This is a genomic window from Pseudomonas fragi (assembly GCF_900105835.1).
Taxonomy (GTDB): Bacteria; Pseudomonadota; Gammaproteobacteria; order Pseudomonadales; family Pseudomonadaceae; genus Aquipseudomonas; species Aquipseudomonas fragi.
On the sequence record NZ_LT629783.1, the window covers coordinates 3,350,033 to 3,367,237 of the forward strand.

At 60.6% G+C, this 17,205-nt stretch carries 15 protein-coding genes; 8 read left to right on the forward strand and 7 right to left on the reverse strand.

Translation table 11 applies throughout. The features are described from left to right. Positions 1-3 precede the first annotated feature (3 nt). From BLU25_RS15255 to BLU25_RS15280, 6 genes are all read left to right on the forward strand, one after another. Positions 4-1,200 (forward strand): SfnB family sulfur acquisition oxidoreductase, encoded by a 1,197-nt coding sequence (locus BLU25_RS15255; RefSeq protein ID WP_083369706.1) that lies wholly within the window; start codon positions 4-6, stop codon positions 1,198-1,200. Then, positions 1,200-2,561, forward strand: a complete 1,362-nt coding sequence (locus tag BLU25_RS15260) for an LLM class flavin-dependent oxidoreductase (protein ID WP_016783598.1) — start codon at positions 1,200-1,202, stop codon at positions 2,559-2,561. The genes BLU25_RS15255 and BLU25_RS15260 overlap by 1 nt, the downstream gene beginning before the upstream one ends. A gap of 132 nt (positions 2,562-2,693) precedes the next feature. After that, positions 2,694-3,485: a MetQ/NlpA family ABC transporter substrate-binding protein gene (locus tag BLU25_RS15265; protein WP_083369707.1), complete on the forward strand. Its 792-nt coding sequence runs from the start codon at positions 2,694-2,696 to the stop codon at positions 3,483-3,485. 2 nt (positions 3,486-3,487) lie between these two features. Then, positions 3,488-4,609 carry a methionine ABC transporter ATP-binding protein gene (locus BLU25_RS15270; RefSeq protein WP_083369708.1) on the forward strand — a complete coding sequence of 374 codons (1,122 nt, stop codon included), beginning with the start codon at positions 3,488-3,490 and terminating at the stop codon, positions 4,607-4,609. Next, positions 4,599-5,243: a methionine ABC transporter permease gene (locus BLU25_RS15275; RefSeq protein ID WP_016782764.1), complete on the forward strand. Its 645-nt coding sequence runs from the start codon at positions 4,599-4,601 to the stop codon at positions 5,241-5,243. Before BLU25_RS15270 ends, BLU25_RS15275 begins: the two co-directional genes overlap by 11 nt. A 41-nt stretch (positions 5,244-5,284) precedes the next feature. Next, positions 5,285-5,914 (forward strand): class I SAM-dependent DNA methyltransferase, encoded by a 630-nt coding sequence (locus BLU25_RS15280; protein ID WP_016782763.1) that lies wholly within the window; start codon positions 5,285-5,287, stop codon positions 5,912-5,914. A gap of 102 nt (positions 5,915-6,016) precedes the next feature. On the opposite strand, the gene BLU25_RS15285 is transcribed toward BLU25_RS15280, so the two are convergent. The 4 genes from BLU25_RS15285 to BLU25_RS15300 all read right to left on the reverse strand — a co-directional run bounded on the left by BLU25_RS15285 (position 6,017) and on the right by BLU25_RS15300 (position 9,802). Continuing rightward, on the reverse strand, positions 6,017-7,246 hold the full coding sequence (locus BLU25_RS15285) for a nucleoside recognition domain-containing protein (protein WP_016782762.1): 1,230 nt from the start codon (positions 7,244-7,246) through the stop codon (positions 6,017-6,019). A gap of 104 nt (positions 7,247-7,350) precedes the next feature. Further along, complete coding sequence (gene gltP / locus BLU25_RS15290; protein WP_016782761.1) at positions 7,351-8,670, reverse strand: glutamate/aspartate:proton symporter GltP; 1,320 nt, start codon at positions 8,668-8,670, stop codon at positions 7,351-7,353. A 610-nt stretch (positions 8,671-9,280) separates the two neighbouring features. Further along, entirely contained in the window at positions 9,281-9,445 is a 165-nt protein-coding gene (locus BLU25_RS15295; protein WP_019828122.1) for a DUF1328 domain-containing protein, read from the reverse strand. A 72-nt stretch (positions 9,446-9,517) separates the two neighbouring features. Then, complete coding sequence (locus tag BLU25_RS15300) at positions 9,518-9,802, reverse strand: hypothetical protein (protein ID WP_016782760.1); 285 nt, start codon at positions 9,800-9,802, stop codon at positions 9,518-9,520. Between the two features lie 548 nt (positions 9,803-10,350). Here BLU25_RS15300 and algB point away from each other — a divergent pair. Then, the gene (algB, locus tag BLU25_RS15305; RefSeq protein ID WP_016782759.1) at positions 10,351-11,697 is read left to right on the forward strand and encodes a sigma-54-dependent response regulator transcription factor AlgB; all 1,347 of its coding nucleotides are present in this window, start codon (positions 10,351-10,353) and stop codon (positions 11,695-11,697) included. Between the two features lie 7 nt (positions 11,698-11,704). Further along, positions 11,705-13,495, forward strand: coding sequence for an ATP-binding protein (locus BLU25_RS15310; protein WP_083369709.1), 1,791 nt, complete (start codon positions 11,705-11,707; stop codon positions 13,493-13,495). A 4-nt stretch (positions 13,496-13,499) separates the two neighbouring features. On the opposite strand, the gene BLU25_RS15315 is transcribed toward BLU25_RS15310, so the two are convergent. From BLU25_RS15315 to BLU25_RS15325, 3 genes are all read right to left on the reverse strand, one after another. Then, the gene (locus BLU25_RS15315) at positions 13,500-14,279 is read right to left on the reverse strand and encodes an N-acetylmuramoyl-L-alanine amidase (protein ID WP_016782757.1); all 780 of its coding nucleotides are present in this window, start codon (positions 14,277-14,279) and stop codon (positions 13,500-13,502) included. Positions 14,280-14,366: 87 nt separating this feature from the next. After that, on the reverse strand, positions 14,367-16,325 hold the full coding sequence (locus tag BLU25_RS15320; protein WP_016782756.1) for a GGDEF domain-containing protein: 1,959 nt from the start codon (positions 16,323-16,325) through the stop codon (positions 14,367-14,369). Next, the gene (locus tag BLU25_RS15325) at positions 16,322-17,200 is read right to left on the reverse strand and encodes an endonuclease/exonuclease/phosphatase family protein (RefSeq protein WP_016782755.1); all 879 of its coding nucleotides are present in this window, start codon (positions 17,198-17,200) and stop codon (positions 16,322-16,324) included. Before BLU25_RS15325 ends, BLU25_RS15320 begins: the two co-directional genes overlap by 4 nt. Positions 17,201-17,205 lie beyond the last annotated feature (5 nt).

Consider the following 17,205-nt stretch of genomic DNA (forward strand, 5'->3'; position numbering starts at 1 on the left):
CCCATGTCACTGATATCCAAACAGGTCCCGGTTATCCACAGCGATGCCGAGGCCCTGAGCGTAGCGCGTGAACTGGCCGCACATTTCAAGCGCGACAGCGCCCTGCGCGACCGGGAACGGCGCCTGCCTTATGATGAACTGGAGCTGTTTTCCCACACCGGCCTGTGGGGCATCAGCGTGCCCAAGGCCTATGGCGGCGCGGGGGTGTCCAACGTCACCCTGGCCCAAGTGATCGCGCTGATCGCCGCGGCTGACGCCTCCCTGGGACAAATCCCGCAAAACCATTTTTATGCACTCGAAGTGTTGCGGGTCAATGGCAGCCACGAGCAAAAACAGCGGCTGTATGCCGAAGTGCTGGCCGGGGAGCGCTTCGGCAATGCCCTGGCTGAAATCGGCACTAAAACTGCCCATGACCGCACCACTCACCTGGCCAGGGCCGAACACGGTTACCGCATCACCGGCCGCAAGTTCTACGCCACTGGCGCGCTGTATGCGCAGCGGATTCCTACCTCGGTCGTAGACGATGACGGTATCCAGCATCTGGCGTTTGTGCGCCGCGACAGCGACGGCCTGAACGTGATCGACGACTGGAGCGGGTTTGGCCAACGCACCACGGGCAGTGGCTCGGTGGTGTTCGACAATGTACTGGTCGCCGCCCAGGACGTGATCCCCTTCCAGACCGCCTTCGAGCGCCCGACCCCGGTAGGCCCGCTGGCGCAGATTCTTCACGCGGCTATCGACACCGGTATCGCCCGAGCGGCCTTTGAAGACGCCCTGCACTTTGTGCGTACAAAAACCCGGCCCTGGATCGACGCCACCACGGATATCGCCAGCGAAGACCCCCTGACCCTCAAAAGCTTCGGCCACTTGAGCGTACGGTTGCATGCCGCCGAGGCCCTGCTGGAGCGTGCTGGCGAGTTCCTCGACATTGCCCAGGCCAACCCCAATGCCAGCACCGTGGCTGCGGCCTCGATTGCCGTTGCCGAAGCGCGGGCCCTGAGCACCGAGATTTCCCTGGCCGCCGGCAGCACCCTGTTTGAACTGGCGGGCAGCCAGGCCACCCTGGCCGAGCACGGCCTTGACCGCCACTGGCGCAATGCCCGGGTCCACACCCTGCACGACCCGGTGCGCTGGAAGTACCACGCGGTGGGCAATTACTACCTCAACGATGCCAACCCGCCGTTGCGGGGGACCATCTGATGAGCAAAAAGAAAATCCTCATCAATGCCTTCAACATGAACTGCATTGGCCATATCAACCACGGGTTGTGGACCCATCCACGGGACAACTCGACCCGCTTCAACACCCTGGAGTACTGGACGGAGCTGGCGCAGCTGCTGGAGCGCGGGCTGTTTGACGGGCTGTTTATCGCCGACATCGTGGGGGTGTACGACGTCTATCAACAATCGGTTGATGTGCCACTCAAAGAGGCCATCCAGTTGCCGGTCAACGACCCGCTGCTACTGGTTTCGGCGATGGCTGCCGTCACCAAAAACCTCGGCTTTGGCCTGACGGCCAACCTGACCTACGAAACGCCGTATCTGTTCGCACGGCGCATGTCGACCCTGGACCACCTGACCCGTGGTCGTGTGGGCTGGAATATCGTCACCGGCTACCTCGACAGCGCCGCCAAGGCCATGGGCCTGACCGAACAGGTCGAGCATGACCGGCGCTACGATCAGGCCGATGAGTACCTGCAAGTGCTCTACAAGCTCTGGGAAGGCAGCTGGGAAAACGACGCCGTGCTCAACGACCGGGTACAACGCATCTACGCCCGACCCGACAAGGTGCACAAGGTCAAACACGAAGGTGAGTTCTATCAGGTGGAGGGTTATCACCTCTGCGAACCGTCACCGCAACGCACCCCGGTACTGTTTCAGGCCGGCAGTTCGGACCGCGGCCTGGTGTTTGCCGGGCGCCATGCCGAGTGCGTGTTTATCAGCGGGCAGACCAAGGCCGCGACCAAAGCCCAGGTCGACAAGGTGCGTGCCAGCGCCGTGGCAGCGGGCCGCAACCCGGACGACATCAAGCTGTTTATGGGCCTGAACGTGATCGTGGCGCCCACCGAGGCCGAGGCACTGGCCAAGCGTGATGAGTATTTGAGCTACGCCAGCGCCGAGGCCGGGGTGGCGCACTTTTCCAGTTCCACGGGTATCGATTTTGCCGATTACGAACTGGACGAACCGATCCAGTACGTGAAGAGCAACGCGATCCAGTCGGCCACCAAAGTGCTGCAAAACAACGACTGGACCCGGCGCAAGCTGCTCGAACAGCACGCCCTGGGCGGGCGTTACATCACCTTGGTGGGTTCACCTGAGCAAGTGGCCGACGAGCTGGAATCCTGGATTGCAGAAACGGGCCTGGACGGGTTCAACCTGACCCGCATCGTCACCCCAGAAAGCTACGTCGATTTTATCGACCTGGTGGTCCCCGAACTGCAGCGCCGGGGTTCCTATAAAACCGCTTATGACACCGGCAGCCTGCGGCAAAAGCTGTTTGCCGAAGGCGATGCGCATTTGCCACAACGGCATACCGGCGCGGCCTTCAGGCACACCGTTTAGCTGATTTTTTGTGGGAGCGGGCTTGCTCGCGATACAAGCGACGCGGTCTTTCAGGCAAGCCGCAGCGCTGCCATCGCGAGCAAGCCCGCTCCCACAGGGTTCAAATTCCGACTCTTTGACTGGGCAATTCTTATGAACAAAAAACACGCACTGGTGCTGGCCCTCGGGCTGTTTAGCGGTTTGCTCCACGCGGCCGACAAGCCGCTCAAAGTCGGCACTACCGCCGCTTTCGCCATCCCTCTGGAAACCGCCGTGGCCGAGGCCGACAAGCAAGGGCTCAAGGTCGAACTGGTGGAGTTCACCGACTGGATCGCACCCAACGTCAGCCTCGCCAGCGGTGATATCGACGTGAACTACTTCCAGCACATCCCGTTCCTGGAAAACGCCAAGGCCGCCGCCGGCTTTGATCTGGCGCCCTATGCCAAAGGCATCATCAACAACGTGGGCCTGTATTCGAAAAAGTATAAAAGCCTCGACGCACTGCCTGAAGGCGCCACCGTCGCCATCGCCAACGACCCGATCAACAGCGGGCGCGGCCTGCAACTGCTGGCCAAGGCCGGGCTGATCACCCTCAAGCCGGGTGTCGGCTACAAGGCCACCGAAGAAGACATCATCGCCAACCCGAAAAACATCAAGATCCTGCAGGTTGAGGCCGTGCAACTGGTACGCGCCTACGACGATGCCGACCTGGTGCAGGGCTACCCGGCCTACATCCGCTTGTCCAAAACCTTCGATGCCGAGTCAGCCTTGCTGTTCGACGGCATTGACCACCCCGAGTATGTGATTCAGTTCGTGATCCAGCCCAAGAACAAGGACGACCCGCGTCTGGCCAAGTTCATCGATATCTATCAGCACTCGCCTGTCGTGAAAGCTTCGCTGGATAAAACCTACGGCACCCTGTACCAGCCTGGCTGGGGAGGCTGACCATGAATGTGGCTATTGCTCGCGAGCGGCTCGACCAGCCGCAGCCAGGCGCCAACCACACCGAGCTGCACCCTGGGCTGAGCCACGCCCATGTGCGTTTTATCGGCATCGGCAAAACCTATGACGGTCGCCAGGGCCCGGTAGACGCCCTCAAGGGCATTGATCTGGCGATCCAGCGCGGCGAAATTTTCGGCATTATTGGCCGCAGCGGCGCCGGCAAATCGTCGCTGATTCGCACCATCAACCGTCTTGAGCAGCCCAGCAGCGGCCGCGTGCTGATTGATCAGGTGGACATCGCCGGTTTTGACGAAGACCAGTTGGTGGCGCTGCGGCGCAAGATCGGCATGATCTTCCAGCACTTCAACCTGATGTCGGCCAAAACCGTATGGCAGAACGTTGAACTGCCGCTCAAGGTGGCGGGCGTACCCAAGCTGCAGCGCGAGCAAAAAGTGCGCGAGCTGCTGGAACTGGTCGGCCTGCAAGGCAAGCACACGGCTTATCCGGCGCAATTGTCGGGCGGGCAGAAACAGCGCGTAGGCATTGCCCGCGCTCTGGTTCACGATCCGGCGATTTTGCTGTGCGATGAAGCCACCTCGGCGCTGGACCCCGAAACCACTCAGTCGATCCTCGGCCTGCTGCGCGAAATCAATCAGCGCCTGGGCCTGACTATTATCCTCATCACCCATGAAATGGCCGTGATCCGCGATATCTGCCAGCGCGTGGTTGTGCTGGAGCAAGGCCGCGTGGTCGAGCAAGGCCCGGTATGGCAAGTGTTCGGCGACCCGCAGCATGACGTCAGCAAAACCCTGCTCGCGCCCTTGCAAGACACCCTGCCCGCCGCGCTGCAAAGTCGTATCACGGCCCAGCCCCTGTCGGCGCAGGCCAGCGTGGTCCTGCGCTTGCGCTTCACCGGTAGCCAGGCACAAGAGCCCGACCTGGGTGCGCTGTTCAGCGCACTGGGGGGGCAGGTGCGGCTGCTGCACGGCGGGGTCGAACATATCCAGGGCCATGCCCTGGGCCAACTGCTGCTTAGCGTGACCAGCACTTCGCTGGGCGCTGAAGAGCTGCGTAAACGCGCCGGACAATGGGCACAACAGGTCGAGGTGGTGGGCTATGGGGTTTGATCGTTTGTGGCAGGGGGTGATCGACACCTTCCTGATGGTCGGCGTGTCGTCGCTGATTGCGCTGGTGCTGGGCATTCCGCTGGCGGTAATCCTGGTTACCAGCGGCAAGGGCGGAATCTATGAGGCCCCAAAACTGAACAAGGCACTGGGCGCGTTTGTGAATCTGTTTCGCTCGATCCCGTTTCTGATTTTGATGGTGGCATTGATCCCGTTTACCCGCCTGATCGTGGGCACTACCTACGGCGTATGGGCCGCGGTCGTACCGCTGACCATCGCCGCCACGCCGTTTTTTGCGCGTATTGCTGAAGTCAGCCTGCGCGAAGTGGATCACGGCCTGATCGAAGCCGCCCAGGCCATGGGTTGCAAGCGCCATCACATCATCTGGCATGTACTGCTGCCCGAAGCTTTACCGGGGATTGTCGGCGGTTTCACCATCACCCTGGTGACGATGATCAACTCGTCGGCGATGGCCGGTGCGATTGGTGCTGGCGGGCTGGGCGACATCGCGTACCGTTACGGTTACCAGCGTTTTGACTCGCAGGTGATGCTCACGGTGATCGTCCTGCTGGTGATTTTGGTGGCCGTGATTCAGCTGGGCGGTGACCGCCTGGCCCTGGCACTGAACAAACGCTGAGGTATAGTCGGCGGCCAGCCCCGCCGCCGACTGAACTTGCCATGACCCTCGATGCAAAAACCCTCGAACAGATTGCCGCCATCACTCTGGGCCACTATCAACAAAGCGCAGAAGGCTTCCGTGAAGGCACCCGCGACCACGATGTAAGCCAGAACATCGATGCCCTGCTGCGCCATATCCCGGGCACGGCACCGTTCACGATTCTGGATTTTGGCTGCGGGCCGGGGCGCGACCTGCAGGCCTTCACCCGCCTGGGTCATGTGGCCATCGGCCTGGACGGCACCGAACGCTTCACCCAAATGGCGCGTGAAGACAGCGGCTGTGAAGTGTGGCACCAGGACTTTCTTAAGCTCGACTTGCCCGCTGAACGCTTCGACGGGATCTTTGCCAACGCTTCGCTGTTCCATGTGCCGACCCAGGAACTGGGCCAGGTCTTGGGCAAGCTGCACGCGGCCTTGAAACCCGGCGGCGTACTGCTCAGTTCCAACCCGCGCGGCGACAACCGTGAAGGCTGGAACGGTGAGCGGTATGGGGCGTATCACGACCTGGAGCACTGGCGGGCGATGCTGACGGCTGCAGGGTTTGCCGAGCTGGAGCACTACTATCGCCCGGCGGGCCTGCCCCGTGACCAGCAACCGTGGCTGGTGAGTGTGTGGCGTAAAGCGCTGTAAACCTGTGGGAGCGGGCTTGCTCGCGATGGCATCACTGCGGTTTGGCAGGTAAACCGCGGTGCCTGTATCGCGAGCAAGCCCGCTCCCACAAAGGCCCCCGGGTTAACCGAAGAACCAGTAGCACACCAGTATCGCCGCCACGACCCCCGCCAGTTCCGCCAGCAGGGCGCAACCCACCGCATGCCGGGCACGCTGGATGCCCACGGCGCCGAAGTACACCGCCAGCACATAGAACGTGGTTTCCGTGCTGCCCTGCACCGTGGCCGCTACCAGCGCCGGGAAGCTGTCCACGCCCTGGGTCTGCATGGTTTCGATCAGCAAGGCCCGCGCCGCACTGCCCGAGAAGGGTTTGACCATAGCCGTTGGCAATGCATCGACAAAGCGCGTATCCCAACCCAGCCACTCAACCACATGGCGGATGCCGTCCAGGCCAAAATCCAGTGCTCCGGAAGCACGCAGCACGCCCACCGCGCACAGCATCGCCACCAGGTATGGCAGCAGGTTTTTCGCCACGTCGAAGCCTTCCTTGGCCCCTTCGACAAACGCTTCGTAGACCTTGACCTTGCGCAGCGCACCGATCACCAGAAACAGCATGATCAGGCCGAACAGCGTGAGGTTGCCCAGGATCGACGACAAGCTGGCCAGCGCCGTGGCTGACAGAGTCGCCAGCAACGCCATGAAGCCGCCCAGGATCAACGCGCCAGGCACCAGGTACGCCAGCACCACCGGGTCCCACAGGCGCAGGCGCTGCACAATGGCCACCGAGAGCAGGCCGACCAGGGTCGAGGCGCTGGTGGCCAGCAGGATCGGCAGGAATACCAGGGTCGGGTCCGGTGCCCCTTGCTGGGCGCGGTACATAAAGATGGTGACCGGCAACAGGGTCAGGGACGAGGCGTTGAGTACCAGGAACAGGATCTGCGCATTGCTCGCGCTGGTCGGGCTCGGGTTGAGCTCTTGCAGGGCCCGCATGGCCTTGAGGCCGATGGGCGTGGCAGCGTTATCCAGCCCAAGGCCATTGGCGGCGAAGTTCAGGGTGATAAAGCCCAGTGCCGGATGACCGGGCGGCACTTCCGGCATCAGGCGCTTGAACAGCGGCCCCAGCGCCTTGCCCAGCCAGTCGACGATGCCGGCTTTTTCGGCAATGCGCAGAAAACCCAGCCATAACGTCAGGGTGCCGAAGAGCAAAATCATCACTTCGACCGACAACTTGGCCATGGCGAAGATGCTTTCCACGATCGCCGAGAAGATCCCTGCGTTGCCCCCCACCAGCCATTGGGCGAGCGCCGATACCGTAGCGACGACGAAAAAGCTGAGCCATAGGCCGTTGAGCATCAAGAAAACTCCTGGAAGATGGTGCGAATGATAGCGGCCTACCCCCAGAAACAACAAACCCCGGCCAAGGCCGGGGTTTGTGGGGGTTGCGCTACCAGGCGAGGTTACTCACCTTTTGGCAGGGCTTCCTTGCTGCGCCAGTGCGGCAGCGAGTTCCAGTAGCGCTCGCCCTTGGCGCTGTCGTACATGCCTTCCCAACGGGAGATCACCAGTACCGCCAGGGCGTTACCGATCACGTTGAGGGCCGTGCGGGCCATGTCCATCACACGGTCAACACCGGCGATAAAGGCCAGGCCTTCCAGCGGGATACCCACGCTGCCCAGGGTGGCCAGCAGTACCACGAAGGACACGCCCGGTACACCGGCGATGCCTTTGGAGGTCACCATCAGGGTCAGGACCAGCAGCAGTTGCTGGCTGATCGACAGGTCGATGCCATACAGCTGGGCAATAAAGATTGCCGCGATGCTCTGGTACAGGGTCGAACCGTCAAGGTTGAACGAGTAGCCGGTCGGTACCACAAAGCTGCAGATCGCTTTCGGGCAGCCGTAGGCTTCCATCTTCTCGATCACGCGCGGCAGCACGGTTTCGGAGCTGGCGGTGGAGTACGCCAGAACCAGTTCATCCTTGAAGATGCGGATCAGCTTGAACACCGAGAAGCCGAACAGCTTGGCGATCAGGCCCAGCACCGCAACGGCGAAGAACAGGATGGCGCCGTAGACCAGCAGCACCAGCTTGGCCAGTGGCACCAGCGAGGCGAAACCGAAGTTGGCGACGGTCACGGCGATCAGGGCAAACACACCGATTGGCGCGTAGTTCATGATCATGTGAGTGACTTTGAACATCGACTCGGACACGCCCTGGAAGGTTTTCACCAGCGGGTCGCGCAGTTCGGCGTTCAGGCTCGACAAACCGAGACCGAAGAGCACCGAGAAGAAGATGATCGGCAACATCTCACCGCGCGCCATGGCTGCGAAGATGTTCGATGGAATCAGGTTGAGGATGGTCTCGATAAACGCATGCTCATGCGTTACTTCGGCAGCCGTGGCCGCGTACTTGGAGATATCGACCGTGCCCAGGGTGCTCATGTCGATCCCGGCACCGGGTTGGAACACGTTGGCCAGCACCAGGCCGACCAGGATCGCGATGGTGGTGACCACCTCGAAGTAAATGATGGTTTTAAAACCGATACGACCGAGTTTCTTCGCATCCCCCACGCCTGCAATCCCGACAACCAGTGAAGAAATCACGATTGGGATTACGATCATCTTGATCAGACGGATAAAGATATCGCCGGCAGGTTGCAGAACGTTACTGATCCACCAGGCCTTTTCAGCACTGAAATGGTTGAGCAGCGCGCCGATTGCAATCCCGAGGACCAGACCAATCAGGATCTGCCAGGCGAGGCTAAGTTTTGCCTTCTTCATGTCATTACCCTTACTTCAAGTGGACTCGGGCGCAGGCTCAGGCTAGAGCGCTCGAAAGCGCAAAAGAGAGAAACCTGCACCCCCGTAGAAGGTCGCCCAAACCGAGCCCGAAAGGCTCTTTGGCAGGCGAAAAAAGGCGCAACTATTCCCATGCAGGAGGTGGCCGTCTAATGCCGTAAACGCCTACCCTATGCCGAATCGGCATGGGTTTTGTCCGACAAGACCTCAAATCGCCCCTCCTGAGATTCCACAGAATAGACGACATAAGTGCCGTAGACCGGCTGTTTCAAGGTCATTTTGGTCAGGTAGGGGGTGGCATAAAGCCGCTTATATCCAAGAAATATCCGACAACACAAATCAGATATAAGTCCCGGCTATTTTTCTACAAGTCGATATACGGTCGACGTTCCGAAGCACCGTTCAGGCCACATTTGTTTTTAAAAAAATGAACCCTGATAAGGCATTACGCATGCCGGGTGGTTTTCTTCAGGCGTAAAAAAACCAAGGTAAAACCTTGGCCGCAACACGTGATGTAACCGGTTTCATGCCCCGCGGTCGCCACCCGATAACGGGGTAGCAACCGCTGCCTTAAAGGAGGGGGCGAACATGGCTAGCCTCGACCGCGACGACCGAAGATAAACGACACCACAAACATCACCAGGAACACGACAAAGAGAATCTTGGCGATGCCGGTAGCGGTGCCCGCAATACCACCGAAGCCCAGGACTGCAGCGATGATGGCGATAATCAGGAAGGTAATGGCCCAACTCAACATGGTGATTCTCCTTATTACAGTGTGAAACAGGGTGGTGCTTGACGCCCATCAGGGCTTCAAGGCTGTAAACACTTAAAACACCCAGCGTTCCGGCAGGGGCTGGGTGTTGGCTATCTGGGTGTCGTCGGAAGCGGCCAGCGCGTAATGGCCAGTGCCTTCAATGACCGCGCCCAATGCCTGGAAATGCTGTTGCGGGGCAGCGGCATGCACCACCGTGGCAACGGGCTGCGCTGCAGTCTCCCAGCGTGCCCACTGCTGACCACCGATCAAGGTCACCGACAACGCCAGGCTGGCAAACAGGCCTTGTTGCAGATGCAATGACGTAACACGCATGTTGGAGAATTCTTGACGATTCATGTTCAAACTCCTGCCACCCGGTGGTCAATGTGAGGTTGTGCCGCGAGTTGCGACGCTCTGTACAAGGGTAATTGCAGGGGTCGTGCCACTTTCTTGAGTCGAATAAAATCCTTATAAATCAATAGTTTATAAATAGATGAAAACAGATTTTGCACGCATCCTGCACGATGCCCGGCAAGGCTGTCGTGCGTTCTGCACGATCACGCAGCCACGTAAACCCCGTAGCAGTTGCCGAAGGAACGAGGCTGCGTTCGGCGGCGTAGCCGTCGTAGAACCGGAGCTCTATGGTGTACCAGGAGAACCGTTGACTCAGGATTTACGACGGCTACGCCGCCGAACGCAGCCTCGCTCCGCGAGTCAGCTGCTACGAGGGTAAATTCCCACGATTGATCAAGACCTGATTTCCAGCCTAATCAGCTGCAAAATCAGCCAGTTACTTCATGCAGCCCAGCACCTTCGGTGCTAGCCTCGGAATCAATCCGAAAAATCATGCAACTTGCCCGATTATTCCGACACTAACCAAGACCACATATAAAGGAACGTAGGAAATGGAGTCAGCCAAAGAGCAACAGGGCCGCATTCTGCTGGTCGACGATGAGTCCGCCATCCTGCGTACATTCCGCTATTGCCTCGAAGACGAGGGTTACACCGTCGCCACCGCCAACAGCGCAGCGCAGGCCGACGCGTTGTTGCAACGCCAGGTGTTCGACCTGTGCTTCCTTGATCTGCGCCTGGGTGAAGACAACGGCCTGGATGTGCTGGCCCAGATGCGCATTCAGGCGCCGTGGATGCGGGTGGTGATCGTCACCGCCCACTCGGCCGTGGATACCGCCGTGGATGCGATCCAGGCAGGTGCAGCAGATTATCTGGTCAAGCCGTGCAGCCCCGACCAACTGCGCCTGGCCACCGCCAAGCAACTGGAAGTGCGCCAGTTGTCCGCCCGCCTTGAAGCCCTTGAAGGTGAGGTGCGCAAACCCAAGGAAGGCCTCGACTCCCATAGCCCGGCCATGATGGCGGTGCTGGAAACCGCCCGCCAGGTTGCCGGCACCGATGCCAATATCCTGATTCTGGGCGAATCGGGTACCGGTAAAGGCGAACTGGCCCGGGCCATACACGGCTGGAGCAAGCGGGCGAAAAAGTCCTGCGTGACGATCAACTGCCCGTCACTGACGGCCGAGCTGATGGAAAGCGAATTGTTCGGCCACACCCGCGGTGCCTTTACCGGCGCCAGTGAAAGCACCTTGGGCCGGGTCAATCAGGCCGACGGCGGTACCTTGTTCCTCGATGAAATCGGCGATTTCCCACTGGCCCTGCAGCCAAAACTGCTGCGTTTTATCCAGGACAAGGAATACGAACGCGTCGGCGACCCCGTCACCCGCCGCGCCGATGTACGGATTCTGGCCGCCACCAACCTCAACCTCGAGGACATGGTGCGCGATGGCCGCTTCCGTGAAGACCTGCTCTACCGCCTCAACGTGATCACCCTGCACCTGCCGCCGCTGCGCGAGCGCAGTGAAGACATCCTGACCCTGGCCGACCGGTTCCTGGCCCGTTTCGTCAAGGAATATGCTCGCCCTGCCCGCGGTTTCAGCGAAGAAGCCCGCCGCGCGCTGGCCAATTACCGTTGGCCGGGCAATATTCGTGAGCTGCGCAACGTGGTTGAGCGAGCGAGTATCATCTGCCCCCAGGAAGTGGTCGAGGTCAGCCATCTGGGGATGGCCGAGCAAGCCACGCCCAACGCCCCGCGCATTGGTGCGGCACTGAGCCTGGATCAACTGGAAAAAGCCCATATCGGCGCCGTTCTGGCCACCAGCGAAACCCTGGACCAGGCAGCCAAGACGCTGGGCATCGATGCTTCGACGCTGTACCGCAAACGCAAGCAGTACAACCTGTGAGTAGCCGATGAAACTTGCGATCAAGCTGCGTACCCGTTTGTTCCTGAGCATTTCGGCGCTGATTACGGTGGCGCTGCTCGGCCTGCTGCTTGGCGTCGTCAGCGTGATGCAAATGGCCAAAACTCAGGAAGCGCTGATTCGCAACAACTTCATTACCCTCGACCTTGGCCTTAAGCTGCGCCAGTCCCTGGGCGATCAACTGGTCATGATGTTGCACAACCAGCCAGACCCCCAGGCGCTGCAGGCATCGGCCCAGCAGTATCTGAAGCTGCTCGACGAGGGCATTGAGCATGAGCGCAAAAACGATCTGCACAGCGGTTTTGCCCAGGCCCGGGAGGATTACAGCAGCTTTTTGCTGGCCTTCAACAAGGCCCACGACGCGCAACTGAACCTGAGCAATGACAAGGAACTGACCAGCCGATTCAATCAGCTGCGCAACGGCCTGATTACCGAACACCGCCGCGCGCTCGATACCATCTATGCCGCCCAGGCCGCAGCCCGGGATCGCGCTCTGGTCATTGCCGCCTTGCTCGGCCTGGTCGGCCTTGCCGTGCTGATCATCGGCTTTATTACTGCCCACGGTATTGCCAGGCGTTTTGGCGCGCCGATCGAAGCCTTGGCCAAAGCCGCCGACAATATAGGCAAGGGTAACTTCGAGGTGGTGTTGCCGCTCTCTTCGGCCACGGAGATGAACCTGCTGACGCGGCGCTTTGGCATTATGGCCGAGGCTTTGCGTCAGCATCAGGCCACCAATATCGACGAGCTGCTGGCGGGCCAGCAACGGCTGCAGGCCGTGCTCGACAGCATCGATGACGGGCTATTGATGATCGACCAGCAGGGCCGCCTTGAGCACTTGAACCCTGTTGCGCAGCGCCAGTTGGGCTGGGACGAGAGCCGCCTGGGCCAGTCGCTGGGGGACGTGATGCAGCGCCCCGAACTCGACCAGCAACTGCAGACGGTCTTGCGCGGCGGCAGCCTTGAGCGCCTGCCGGAGGATCTGAGCGTCGATATCGAGGGTGAAACCCGCCTGCTGACCTACAGCCTGACCCCCGTCAGCCAGCCCAAGGGGCCGATCCTCGGCGCCGTGATGGTGTTGCATGACGTTACCGAGCAGCGCGCCTTTGAGCGGGTACGCAGCGAATTTGTGCTGCGCGCCTCCCATGAATTGCGCACCCCCGTCACCGGCATGCATATGGCGTTCGGGCTGTTTCTGGAGCGTTCGCGCTTTGACCCGCAGTCGCGGGAAACCGACCTGCTCAACACCGTCAACGAAGAAATGCAGCGTCTGATGCAGTTGATCAATGACCTGCTGAATTTCTCCCGCTATCAAAACGGCATGCAAAAACTGACGCTGGCCCCTTGCAGCGTCGAGCACATGCTTGAAGACGCCCGCACCCGCTTCGCAGACCTTGCCGCGGCGAAAAATATCGAGCTGCTGGTGGAACTGCAGCAGCCGCTACCCGAGCTGCGGGCCGATCAGGTGCAGCTGGAGCGAGTGCTGGACAACCTGCTGGACAATGCTTTGCGCCATACCGCCAGCGGCGGGCAGATCCGCCTGCAGGCCCGGCGTCATGGCGAGCGGGTGATCATCAGCATCGAGGACAATGGCGAAGGCATTGCCTATAGCCAGCAGGGGCGGATTTTTGAACCCTTTGTACAAGTGGGGCGCAAAAAGGGCGGCGCCGGCCTTGGACTGGCGCTGTGCAAGGAGATTGTGCAACTGCATGGCGGGCGTATCGGGGTGTATTCGCGCCCCGGGCAAGGCACGCAATTTTACATGGCCTTGCCGTTGCTCTAGCCCGTCAGTGCTTTTGTGTGTTTAGCACTTTCAAAATGGCCGCACTTTCAGCATCGGGGGTGCCATCGAACCGCGACGGCCTGAAATGCATCTGGAAGGCGGCCAGAACATGGCGAGTGGCTACATCCAGCTCGCCGGTTTGTGGGGTCTCGTAGCCCAGTAGCGCCAGTTGCTGCTGGAACCAGGTAATGCTTGGCAAGTTGCTGGCGTACAACGCTTGCTCGCGGGCAACGGCCTGGGCGTTTGGCCAGATGCCAAAGCCGGCATCGGCCAGGCGCTTCCAGGGAAACAATGGGCCGGGGTCAAGCTTGCGCAAGGGTGCGATATCGCTGTGGCCAATGATATTGCGCGGATCGATCTTGTAGCGTGTGGAAATGTCCTTGAGCAATGCAATAACGGACTGGATCTGGCCTTCAGTGTAGGGGTACCAGACTCGGCCTTCTGGCGTATCGCGAAAGCCCTTGTTGACGATTTCAATGCCGATGGAGCTGGAGTTGAGCCAGGTGCGGCCCTTCCACTGGCTTTCACCGGCGTGCCAGGCGCGCTGGTTTTCATCCACCAGTTTATAAATGGTCGGCGGGGTATCGCCCACCAGGTAATGGCTGCTGACCGGGCCGCGGGTCAACAGCTCCAGGGAGCGCTCCAGCGAGGTCGACGTGTAGTGCAACACCACAAACTGCACGCGGCTGTCGTGGTTGACCGAAGGATGGCTGGTGTCCATGCGCAGGCCGTTGCTGCAACCGGCCAGCAGGGCAAGGGACACGATCAGGGCGGAAAATTTCATGGGCAGGCACAACACGACTGAACAGTTAATCAGCAAGCATACCTTAAGGGCCTTGTTGTGCAGTGGGATGGACGAATTATGTCGTCGTTACAGCGGCGCTGTCTCCACGCAATTGCGCCCACGGTGCTTGGCCTGGTACAGCGCTTCATCTGCGCGCTTGAGTACCTGATCACTGCGATCCCCCGGCCTGAACGCCGACACCCCTATGGACAGGGTGATGGTCACCGGTTCGCCCTTGAAGTGGAAGGGGCAGGCTTCAATCGCCGCCCGCAGTCTCTCGACCCCCTGCACACCCGCCGCCAGCGGTGTGTCGGGCATCAGCAGGACAAATTCTTCGCCGCCAAAGCGGGCAATAAAGTCGACCGGGCGCAGGTGCTTGCGCAACTGCGCGGCAATGATCTTGAGCACCTTGTCGCCCGCCAGATGCCCATAACCATCATTGATACGCTTGAAGTGATCGAGGTCGAGCATGGCAATCAGTAGCGGTTTGCCGTGGTTTTGCCACTGTTCGACTTCATCGTGCAGACGTTCGCCCCAGGCCGCCCGGTTTGGCAGGCCGGTCAGGGGGTCGATCAGGGCTTTCTGGCGCTGTTCTTCAAGGTGCTCGCGATAGTCCTGGGCCTGCTGCTCCATCTGCGCAATGCGCTCGGCCAGCCCTTGCAGGTGGGCTGAAACCTCCTGTTCGCGGGCATTGCGCTGCTGCTGGTGCTGATCCATCGCACCCAGCAGCCCTTCAAGACGGTTTTCCAGCAGGTGCTTGAGGCTGTTGAGGTCGACGGCGTCTTGCACGCTGTTTTGCAGGCCGTCGACGTGTTCGCGCAGTTGGCTGTGCAGGTCGTCGGCAGCGCTGCGACCTTCGGCATGGCCTTCGCTGGCGGCCTGAAGATTATTCTGGAATGCCTCAAGACGCTCATTGAGCTGTTTGAGATAAGCCCCGAATTCATGCTGGCCGCTGTCGGTAATGGCCAGCATCAAAACCGCAAGATCGTCGAGTATCGGCAGCAGCTCGTACCAGTTCAGCCCCTTTTCCAGACGTTTGCGCATGGCCTCGGCCTGGGGGCGATGATGTTCGGGCAACGACAGGTCGTTCAGCAGGCCGAGCAGGGTGGATTCAATATGCTCCGCAACGCTGCTGTAAGTGGGCTCGGGGGCCTCGGGCAGGGCATAGACGGCATCAATCTCGGCGGGCTCGTACTCGGGTTCAGGCCACGGTTCAGGCTCGGGACTTTCAGGGGCCCGGGCCTGGTCATTCTCTGCCTCGACCAGCGCCACCACGGACTCCAGCGCACCACTGGATGCCTGCTCATCAGGCACGTTTATGGCTACCACCTCTGGTGCGACCAGCACTGGCGCCTGGGCATCGTGCAAGGCTGGCGGGGGCGAGGGCTGCGGCGCGACTTCGGCGATGACAGGCTCAGCCGGCGCGATGATCACGGCCGGTTTGACCACAACCGGTGCAGCTACGGGTTTTTCCGCCGCGGGCTGCGGCAGTGGCGTGGCTTCTGTGGCCGGGGGGTCGCTGTCCTGGGTGCCGAACAGGCGCTGCAGCAGGCCCGGTTTGGGCGGTTCTGCATCCTTGAGCTGTGGTGCCAGCGCCTGCCCCTGTAAATGGCTTAGCTCATCGAGCAGCAGCGGTATTTCCCGGGCATGGGACACCCGGTTGTCGAGCTGCTTGGCATAGGCCTTGAGCGGCTTGCTGACCTCGCGGGGCAAGGGCAGGGCCTGCAACTGCGCGACCAAGGTATTGAGTGCCACGCTGACTTGCTCAACCCGGGTTTCACGCCGTTGTTCAGAGTCGAGCACGGCTTTTTCAAGGCGCGGCAGCAGGGCGGCAAGGGCGGCGTCCATCTCATTGGTGCGCACCACTTCGCGCATCTCTTTCATGCACTGGTCGACCGTGCGGTCGCTACCTTCAGCGGCCAGGGTGCTGCGCACAAGGCCACGGCGCAGCAAGTCGAGGCGGGCATTCCAGCGGCGCTCAAGCTTGTCTTGCAGCTCAACGCTTTTAAGGTATTTCTCTTTCCAGCGCGCGGCCTCGTCTGTCATGCCTGCGGCTCGTTGTCAGGCGGACGTAACGCTAGCTGTGAGTCGACGCCGACAGAACCTGGCAGGCGGATATCCACAGCCACCGGCAGATGGTCCGAGATTGGCTGGTCCAGTACCTGCACGCGTTCGAGGGTCAGGCTTGGGCTGAGCAAAATATGATCAAGGCAACGTTGCGGACGCCAACTGGGGAAGGTGGCCTCCATTTGCGGTGCCAGCAACCCGAGGTCACGCAGTGGCGAGGTGTGCAACAGGTCGTTGGCGTGGGTGTTCATGTCGCCCATCAACACCTGATGCTGATAGCCACCAATCAACTCGCGAATATAGGCCAACTGCCGGGTGCGGGTTTTTGTCCCCAGCGCCAGATGCATGATTACCACCACCAGTGCGTCAGGGCCTTCGCCAAAACGTACCAGAATCGCACCGCGACCCGCAGGCCCGGGCAAGGGATGATCCTCAATCACGGCAGGGCGCAGTCGGCTGAGCAAACCATTGCTGTGCTGGGCCAGACGCCCGAGATTGCGATTGAGTTGTTGATACCAGTAGGGGAATTCGCCCTGCTGGGCAAGATACTTGACCTGATTGATGTAGCCGGAACGATGACTACCACCATCGGCTTCTTGCAGGGCAACCAGGTCGAAGTCGCCGAGCAAGTCGCCAATGCGCTCCAGGTTACCGGCCCGGCCTTTGTGAGGCAGTACATGCTGCCAACTGCGGGTCAGGTAATGCCGGTAACCCTGGGTGCTGTTACCCACCTGGATATTAAAACTGAGCAGTCGTAAACGCCGATCATCCGGTATCCCGCAGGACGCCAGATGATCTTCGTTGATCTGCGGCTCATGCAGACCAACGGTTCGCTCGCCTTTCCAGCGGAGCATGGGCG